Raw genomic sequence first — 9,399 nt, 5'->3', positions numbered from 1 at the left:
CCCCCGCGAAAGGGCCAGTCCAGGCAACCGAAACCTTTCAGCCCGCCACTCCTCCAAGCAACACCCTGTAACGGCCCGGAACGCTTTCCGGGCCGTTTTCATTTAAAGTTCAGCGTCTTGGCAACGTCAGCCAAAGGTAAACCTCTGGTAAAGGCCCTTTGCTAAAACGATACCATTGCTTATCGTTCATCCTCCCCAAGCCGCCATTCCGAACAAGGTTCGTTCAACCCATGCAAGTGTCCAATTCCCGTTCCCCCCGTCGCTGGCTCGTCGGCCTGCTGATCCTGCTGCTGGTGGCTGCACTGGCCTGGTGGCTGTGGCCTGCAGCAACGCCTGCGCATAAAGAAGCCGGCGGCGGCGGGCGCGGTGGCAAGGGCATGGGCATGATGGGTGGCCGCCCAGGGTTCGGCGGCTCCAGCGAAGCGGTGCCGGTACGCGTCGAACCGGTACGCGTAGGCGACTTCCCCCTGTATTACAAAGCCCTGGGCACCGTCACCGCCACCAATACGGTGAATGTGCGCAGCCGCGTGGCTGGCGAACTGGTGAAGATCCACTTCAAGGAAGGCCAGCAGGTCAAGGCCGGCGACCTGCTCGCCGAAATCGACCCGCGCTCGTACCGCATCGCCCTGCAGCAGGCCGAAGGTACGCTGGCGCAAAACCAGGCGCAGCTGAAAAACGCCCAGGTGGATGTAGCCCGCTACAAAGGCCTGTACGCCGAAGACAGTATTGCCAAGCAAACCCTCGACACCGCCGAAGCGCAGGTGGCGCAGTTCCAGGGGCTGGTCAAGACCAACCAGGCACAGGTCAACGACGCTCGCCTGAACCTCGACTTCACCCAGATCCGTGCCCCGATCAACGGCCGCGTGGGCCTGCGCCAGCTCGACCTGGGCAATCTGGTTGCGGCCAACGACACCACTGCATTGGTGGTGATTACCCAGACCGAGCCGATCAATGTCGCCTTCACCCTGCCGGAGACCGAGCTGAGCACCGTGCTGGAACGCTACCGCAGCGGCGCCAGCCTGCCGGTCGAGGCCTGGGACCGCAGTGACAGCAAGTTGCAGTCCACCGGCGTGCTGGGCAGTATCGACAACCAGATCGACACCACCACCGGTACCCTCAAGTTCAAGGGGCGCTTCGAGAACAAGGACCTGGCCCTGTTCCCCAATCAGTTCGTCAACGTGCGCCTGCTGGCCGATACCCTCAAGCAGGTGGTGTTGGCCCCGGCAGCGGCCATCCAGTTTGGCAATGACGGCACGTTTGCCTATGTGGTCAACGCCGAAAACACTGTGAATGTTCGCAAGCTCAAGGTCGGCGCCAGCGATGGAGAGAACAGCGTCATCCTCGAAGGCCTGAAGGCCGGCGACCGTCTGGTGCTGGAAGGCACCGACCGCCTGCGTGAAGGCACCAAAGTGGAAGTGGTCGAAGACAGCTCGCAAGTGCCGACCACCCCGGGCCAGCATCTCCAAGGGCAGGACACCAAGGGCGCGGCGCACACCGGTGAAGCTCAGCCAGGCAAAGCAGCAGGCAAGGCGGGCGCATGAACCTCTCGCGTCTGTTCATCCTGCGGCCGGTCGCCACCACGCTGAGCATGCTGGCCATTGTCCTGGCCGGCCTGATCGCCTACAAGCTGCTGCCGGTCTCCGCTTTGCCGCAGGTGGATTACCCGACCATCCGCGTCATGACCCTGTACCCCGGCGCCAGTCCGCAGGTCATGACCAGCGCCGTCACCGCACCCCTGGAGCGCCAGTTCGGCCAGATGCCCGGCCTGGAGCAAATGGCTTCGACCAGTTCCGGTGGTGCATCGGTGCTTACCCTGCGCTTCAACCTCGACATGAACATGGACGTTGCCGAGCAACAGGTGCAGGCTGCGATCAACGCTGCCAGCAATCTGCTGCCCAGCGACCTGCCTGCGCCGCCGGTGTACAACAAGGTCAACCCGGCTGACACCCCGGTGCTGACCTTGGCCATTTCGTCCAAGACCATGCCGCTGCCCAAACTCAATGACCTGGTCGATACGCGCGTTGCACAAAAGCTTGCACAGATCAGCGGCGTAGGCATGGTCAGCATTGCCGGCGGCCAGCGTCAGGCGGTACGCATCAAGGTCAACGTCGACGCCCTGGCGGCCAACGGCCTGAACCTGGATGACGTGCGCACGCTGATCGGCGCCTCGAACGTGAACCAGCCCAAGGGCAATTTCGATGGCCCCACCCGGGTGTCGATGCTCGATGCCAATGACCAGCTGCGTTCCCCCGAGGAATACGCCAACCTGATCCTGGCTTACAACAACGGTGCCCCACTGCGTCTGAAGGATGTGGCGGAAATTGTCGATGGCGCCGAAAACGAGCGGCTGGCCGCCTGGGCCAACGAAAACCATGCGGTGCTGCTGAACATCCAGCGCCAGCCTGGCGCCAACGTCATTGAAGTGGTCGACCGTATCAAGGAACTGTTGCCGTCGATCACCGACAACCTGCCGGCCGGCCTCGATGTGTCGGTGCTGACTGACCGCACCCAGACCATCCGCGCCGCGGTCAAGGACGTACAGCATGAACTGCTGATTGCCATTGTCCTGGTGGTGATGGTTACCTTCGTCTTCCTGCGCCGTTTCAGCGCTACCCTTATTCCGTCGATTGCCGTGCCACTGTCACTGATCGGCACCTTCGGCGTGATGTACCTGGCCGGTTTCTCGGTGAACAACCTGACGCTGATGGCCCTGACCATTGCCACCGGCTTTGTGGTCGACGACGCCATTGTCATGCTGGAGAACATCTCCCGGCACATCGAGGAGGGCGAGACGCCCATGCAGGCGGCGCTCAAGGGCGCCCGGCAGATCGGCTTTACCCTGATCTCGCTCACCTTCTCACTGATTGCGGTACTGATCCCGCTGCTGTTCATGGCTGACGTGGTCGGCCGCCTGTTCCGCGAGTTCGCCATCACCCTGGCAGTGGCCATCCTGATTTCCCTGGTGGTGTCGCTGACCCTGACGCCCATGATGTGCGCGCGCCTGCTCAAGCGTGAGCCCAAGGAAGAGGAACAAGGCCGCTTCTACCGCGCCAGCGGCGCCTGGATCGACTGGCTGATCAAACACTACGGCAACGCCCTGCAGTGGGTACTCAGGCACCAGCCGCTGACCTTGTTGGTGGCGGTGGCCAGCTTGGTGCTGACCGTGTTCCTGTACATGGTAGTGCCGAAGGGCTTCTTCCCGGTGCAGGACACCGGCGTGATCCAGGGTATCTCCGAAGCACCGCAGTCTACCTCGTTCGCCGCCATGAGCGAGCGTCAGCAGGCCCTGAGCAAGGTGATCCTGCAGGACCCTGCCGTGCAAAGCCTGTCGTCCTACATCGGCGTCGATGGCGACAACGCCACCCTCAACAGCGGCCGCCTGCTCATCAACCTCAAGCCTCACGGCGAGCGCGACGCCACCGCCAGCGAAGTGATCAGCCGCCTGCAGCCGCAACTTGACCGGCTGGTGGGCATCCGCCTGTTCATGCAGCCGGTGCAGGACCTGAGCATCGAGGACCGGGTCAGCCGAACCCAGTACCAGTTCAGCCTATCATCGCCGGACGCCGACCTGCTGGCGCAATGGAGCGGCAAGCTGGTGCAGGCGCTGCAGCAACGCGCGGAGCTGGCCGACGTCGCCAGTGACCTCCAGGACAAGGGCCTGCAGGTGTACCTGGTGATTGACCGCGATATGGCCAGCCGCTTGGGCATCAGCGTGTCGCAGATCACCAATGCCCTGTACGACGCCTTCGGCCAGCGGCAGATTTCTACCATCTACACCCAAGCCAGCCAGTACCGCGTGGTGCTGCAGTCGAAGGACGCTTCAGTGATCGGCCCGCAGGCGCTGGAGTCGATCCACGTCAAGGCCACCGATGGCGGCCAGGTGCGGCTGTCGGCGCTGGCGCGCATCGAGCAGCGTCAGGCCCAGCTGGCCATTTCCCACATTGGCCAGTTCCCTGCAGTGACCCTGTCGTTCAACCTGGCCCATGGCGCCTCGCTAGGTGAAGCCGTGCAGGTGATCGAGCAGGTGCAGAAGGACATCGGCATGCCGCTGGGGGTGCAAACCCGCTTCCAGGGGGCTGCGGAGGCCTTCCAGGCGTCGCTGTCGAGCACCTTGCTGCTGATTCTGGCGGCGGTGGTGACCATGTACATCGTGCTGGGCGTGCTGTACGAAAGCTACATCCACCCGGTGACCATCCTCTCGACCCTGCCGTCGGCGGCGGTGGGGGCCTTGCTGGCCTTGCTCATCAGCGGCAACGACCTGGGCATGATCGCCATCATCGGCATCATTCTGCTCATCGGCATCGTCAAGAAGAACGCGATCATGATGATCGACTTTGCCCTTGAGGCCGAGCGCCACCAGGGCATGAGCCCGCGCGATGCGATTTACCAGGCGGCGCTGCTGCGCTTCCGGCCGATCCTGATGACCACCCTGGCCGCGCTGTTCGGGGCGGTGCCGCTGATGCTCGCCACCGGTTCCGGCGCCGAGCTGCGCCAGCCGCTGGGCCTGGTCATGGTCGGCGGGTTGCTGGTCAGCCAGGTGCTGACGCTGTTCACCACCCCGGTCATCTACCTGTATTTCGACCGCCTGGCCCGCCGCTGGCGCCCGGGCACAGACGTGAAGCAGGCCGAGGCATGAACCTGTCCGGTCCTTTCATCCGTCGCCCGGTAGCGACCATGCTGCTGAGCCTGGCGATCATGCTGCTGGGCGGGGTCAGCTTCGGCCTGTTGCCTGTGTCACCGCTGCCGCAGATGGACTTCCCGGTAATCGTGGTGTCGGCCAATTTGTCCGGCGCCAGCCCGGAGGTCATGGCCTCCACCGTGGCCACACCACTGGAGCGCAAGCTGGGCAGCATCGCCGGCGTGACCACCTTGACCAGCAGCTCGAACCAGGGCTCTACGCGGGTCATCATCGGTTTCGAGATGGGCCGCGACATCGACGGCGCGGCGCGCGAGGTGCAGGCAGCGATCAACGCCACCCGCAACCTGTTGCCCAGCGGCATGCGCAGCATGCCCACCTACAAGAAGATCAACCCGTCGCAAGCACCGATCATGGTGCTGTCGCTGACGTCGGACGTGCTGCAGAAAGGCCAGCTGTACGACCTGGCCGACACCATCCTGTCGCAGAGCCTGGCCCAGGTATCGGGGGTAGGGGAGGTGCAGATCGGCGGCAGTTCGCTGCCGGCGGTGCGCATTGCCGTCGAGCCGCAATTGCTCAACCAGTACGGTGTGTCACTGGACGATGTGCGCACGGCCGTGGCCAACGCCAACCAGCGTCGGCCCATGGGCTTTGTCGAGGATGCCGAGCGCAACTGGCAGGTAAGGGCCAACGACCAGCTGGAAAGCGCCAAGGATTACGAGCCGGTGGTGATCCGCCAGCAGAACGGCACCATCCTGCGCCTGTCCGACGTGGCGAGCATTACCGATGGCGTGGAGAACCGCTACAACAGCGGTTTCTTCAATGACCAGAGTGCGGTGTTGCTGGTGGTCAACCGCCAGAGCGGTGCCAACATCATCGAGACGGTCGACCAGATCAAGGCGCAGTTGCCCGCCCTGCAGTCGTTGCTGCCGGCCAGTGTGCAACTGAACGTGGCGATGGACCGCTCGCCGGTGATCAAGGCCACCCTGAAGGAAGCCGAACACACCCTGCTGATCGCTGTGGTGCTGGTGATCCTGGTGGTGTACCTGTTCCTCGGCAGCTTGCGCGCCTCACTGATACCCAGCCTGGCAGTGCCCGTATCGCTGGTGGGCACTTTCGCGGTCATGTACCTGTGCGGGTTCTCGCTCAACAACCTGTCGCTGATGGCGTTGATCCTCGCCACTGGCCTGGTGGTGGACGACGCCATCGTGGTGCTGGAGAACATCTCGCGGCACATCGAGGACGGCCAGCCGCCGATGAAGGCGGCCTTCCTGGGGGCCAAGGAAGTGGGCTTCACCTTGCTGTCGATGAACGTGTCGCTGGTGGCGGTGTTCGTCTCCATCCTGTTCATGGGCGGCATCGTGCGCAACCTGTTCCAGGAGTTCTCGATCACACTGGCGGCGGCGATCATCGTGTCGCTGGTGGTATCGCTGACCCTCACGCCAATGCTGTGCGCCCGCTGGCTCAAACCACACCAGGCCGCGCAGACCCGCCTGCAGCGCTGGAGCGACAACGTCCACCAGCGCATGGTCAACGCCTACGACCGGAGCCTGGGTTGGGTCTTGCGCCACAAGCGCCTGACCCTGCTCAGCCTGCTGGCGACCATTGGTATCAACATCGCCCTGTACGTGGTAATACCCAAGACCCTGATGCCACAGCAGGACACCGGCCAGCTGATGGGCTTTATCCGCGGTGACGACGGCCTGTCGTTCACCGTGATGCAGCCGAAGATGGAAATCTACCGCCGCGCCTTGCTGGCTGACCCGGCAGTACAGAGTGTGGCCGGTTTCATCGGTGGCAACAGCGGTACCAACAATGCCATGGTGTTGGTGCGCCTCAAGCCGATCAGCGAGCGCAAGATCGATGCGCAGAAGGTGATCGAGCGGCTGCGCAAGGAAATGCCCAAAGTGCCCGGTGGTCGGCTGTTCCTGATGGCCGACCAGGACCTGCAGCTGGGGGGCGGCGGGCGTGACCAGACCTCGTCACAGTACCTGTATACCCTGCAAAGCGGCGACCTGGCGGCTTTGCGCCAGTGGTTCCCCAAGGTGGTTGCGGCGCTGCGTGCACTGCCGGAACTGACCGCCATCGACGCGCGTGACGGCTCCGGTACCCAGCAGGTGACGCTGGTGGTCGACCGTGACCAGGCCAAGCGCCTGGGCATCGACATGGACATGGTGACCACGGTACTGAACAACGCCTACAGCCAGCGGCAGATTTCCACCATCTACGACAGCCTCAACCAGTACCAGGTGGTGCTGGAAATCAACCCGAAATACGCCTGGGACCCGAGCACCCTTGAGCAAGTGCAGGTGATTACTGCGGACGGCGCCCGCGTGCCGCTGTCGACCATCGCCCGTTACGAGAACAGCCTGGCCAATGACCGGGTCAGCCACGAAGGCCAGTTCGCCTCGGAAGACATCGCCTTCGACGTCGCCGAGGGCTACAGCCCCGACCAGGCCATGGCGGCGGTGGAGCGTGCAGTGGCCAAGCTCGGCCTGCCCGAAGAGGTGATCGCCAAGCTTGGTGGTACGGCCGATGCCTTTGCCAAGACCCAGCAGGGCCAGCCCTTCATGATCCTTGGCGCACTGCTGCTGGTGTACCTGGTGCTGGGCATTCTTTATGAAAGCTACATCCACCCGCTGACCATTCTGTCGACACTGCCTTCGGCAGGCGTCGGTGCCTTGCTGACGCTGTATGTCACCGGTGGCGAATTCAGCCTGATCTCTCTGCTGGGGCTGTTCCTGCTGATCGGTGTGGTGAAGAAGAACGCCATCTTGATGATCGACCTGGCCTTGCAGCTGGAGCGTCAACAAGGTCTGTCGCCGGAAGAGTCGATCCGTCGGGCCTGCCTGCTGCGCCTTCGACCGATCCTGATGACCACCCTTGCAGCCATCCTTGGCGCCTTGCCGCTGCTGCTGAGCCATGCGGAAGGCGCGGAAATGCGCCAGCCGCTGGGCCTGACCATTATCGGTGGCCTGGTCTTCAGCCAGGTCCTCACCCTTTATACGACGCCGGTGGTCTACTTGTACCTGGACCGCCTGCGCCACCGTTTCAACCGTTGGCGCGGCGTGCGCACCGACGTCGCCCTGGAAACCCCGCTATGACTTTCGCCCAGACCCCACTTCACCGTGCGCTGCAAGCGTTGACCAAAGGGCGAGGCTCGCGCCTGCTAGGCGCCGGGCTGTGCGTGGCCTTGCTCAGTGCCTGTACCTTGAGCCCGGACTACCACCGCCCCGAGCTGAACAGCACGGCGGCGCAGTTCAAACACGCCGAAGGCTGGACCCAGGCCACGCCGTCCGATGCCATCGCCCGCGGCGCCTGGTGGGAAATCTACGGCGATGCAGGGCTCAATGCGCTGGTTGAAGAGCTTAACCGCAGCAACCAGACCGTGGCGCAATCGGAGGCGCAATACCGCCAGGCCCAGGCGCTGGTGCGCAGCAGCCGTGCAGCGTTGTTCCCAAGCCTGGACCTGAGCGCAAGCAAAAACCGCTCCGCCCAAGGTACCGGCAGCTCCAGTTCCAGCCTTTCCAACAACAGCAGTGGTATTCGCAATACCTACAACGCCCAGCTCGGTGTCAGCTGGGAAATCGACCTGTGGGGCAAGCTGCGCGAAACCATGAATGCCAACGAGGCCAGTGCCGAAGCCAGCTTTGCCGACCTCGCCTCGATCCGCTTGAGCCAGCAATCAGAGCTGGTGCAGAACTACCTGCAGTTGCGGGTTATCGATGAGCAGAAACGCTTGCTGGAAGCCACCGTGGCAGCCTATGAGCGCTCGCTTCGAATGACCGAAAACCAGTACCGGGCTGGTGTCTCCGGGCCGGATGCCGTGGCCCAGGCCCGCACCCAGCTCAAAAGCACCCAGGCTGACCTGATCGACCTGATCTGGCAGCGTGCGCAGTTCGAGAACGCCATCGCTGTGCTGCTGGGCAAGACCCCGGCCGACTTCGCTCTGGCTGACAGCAAGGCCATTCCGGCATTGCCGCAAATTCCGGTTTCGTTGCCGTCGCAACTGCTGGAGCGTCGCCCGGACATCGCTGCTGCCGAACGCAACGTGATGGCGGCCAACGCCAATATCGGGGTGTCGCGGGCGGCGTACTTCCCGGACCTCAGCCTGAGCATGAGTGGTGGCTATTCCAGCAGCAGTTTCAGCAACTGGATCGAGCTGCCCAACCGCTACTGGTCGGTAGGCCCGCAGCTGGCGCTGACCCTGTTCGACGCCGGCAAGCGCAGCGCCGAGGTGGACCGCACGGTGGCGGTGTATGACCAGACCGTGGCGCAGTATCGTCAGACGGTGCTGGACGGCTTCAAGGAAGTGGAAAACCTGCTGGTGCAGTTGAAGGTGTACGGCGATGAAGCGGGGGTGCGCCAAGAGGCGCTGGATGCCGCACGCGAGTCGCTGCGCCTGACCGAGAACCAGTACCGCGCCGGGTTGATCGGCTACCTGGACGTAGTCAACGTGCAGACCACGGCACTGAGCAACGAGCGCAGCGTGTTGAACCTGCTGCAAGGGCGCCTGGTGGCCAGTGTGCAATTAGTGGCCGCATTGGGTGGCGGCTGGGATGCCGAGCAGGCGTTCGCCGAGCAGGACTGACCGGCACGTACAGGCCCTTGGAGGAGCGGCCTTGTGTCGGGATCGGGCCGCAAGGCGGCCCCGGCGATCTCTGTGTGCGCACCTGGTTTTGCAACCTCTGTGGTAGCGGGCTTGCCCCGCGAACACCGGCACAGCCGGTGCCATGCACCGCGTAAACCCCTTCGCGGGACAA

General features: G+C 63.6%; 4 protein-coding genes. All 4 read left to right on the top strand.

Going from position 1 to position 9,399, the window contains the following annotated elements:
* The first annotated feature begins 230 nt into the window (after nt 1-230).
* Genes ACK1VC_RS06075 through ACK1VC_RS06060 form a run of 4 tightly spaced genes read left to right on the top strand, consistent with a single transcriptional unit; the run spans nt 231 to nt 9,227 of the window.
* A complete protein-coding gene (locus ACK1VC_RS06075; protein ID WP_023047931.1) occupies nt 231-1,541 on the top strand; it encodes an MdtA/MuxA family multidrug efflux RND transporter periplasmic adaptor subunit in 1,311 nt (436 codons plus the stop codon).
* Entirely contained in the window at nt 1,538-4,636 is a 3,099-nt protein-coding gene (locus ACK1VC_RS06070) for an MdtB/MuxB family multidrug efflux RND transporter permease subunit (protein WP_145914080.1), read from the top strand. Before ACK1VC_RS06075 ends, ACK1VC_RS06070 begins: the two co-directional genes overlap by 4 nt.
* A complete protein-coding gene (locus ACK1VC_RS06065; protein ID WP_191086679.1) occupies nt 4,633-7,740 on the top strand; it encodes an efflux RND transporter permease subunit in 3,108 nt (1,035 codons plus the stop codon). Before ACK1VC_RS06070 ends, ACK1VC_RS06065 begins: the two co-directional genes overlap by 4 nt.
* The gene (locus tag ACK1VC_RS06060; RefSeq protein WP_016487450.1) at nt 7,737-9,227 is read left to right on the top strand and encodes an efflux transporter outer membrane subunit; all 1,491 of its coding nucleotides are present in this window, start codon (nt 7,737-7,739) and stop codon (nt 9,225-9,227) included. The genes ACK1VC_RS06065 and ACK1VC_RS06060 overlap by 4 nt, the downstream gene beginning before the upstream one ends.
* Nucleotides 9,228-9,399 lie beyond the last annotated feature (172 nt).

This window comes from Pseudomonas sp. XP2 (genome assembly GCF_053557975.1).
The sequence above is the reverse complement of the archived record's forward strand: the minus strand, read 5'-3'. Positions and strand labels throughout refer to the sequence as shown.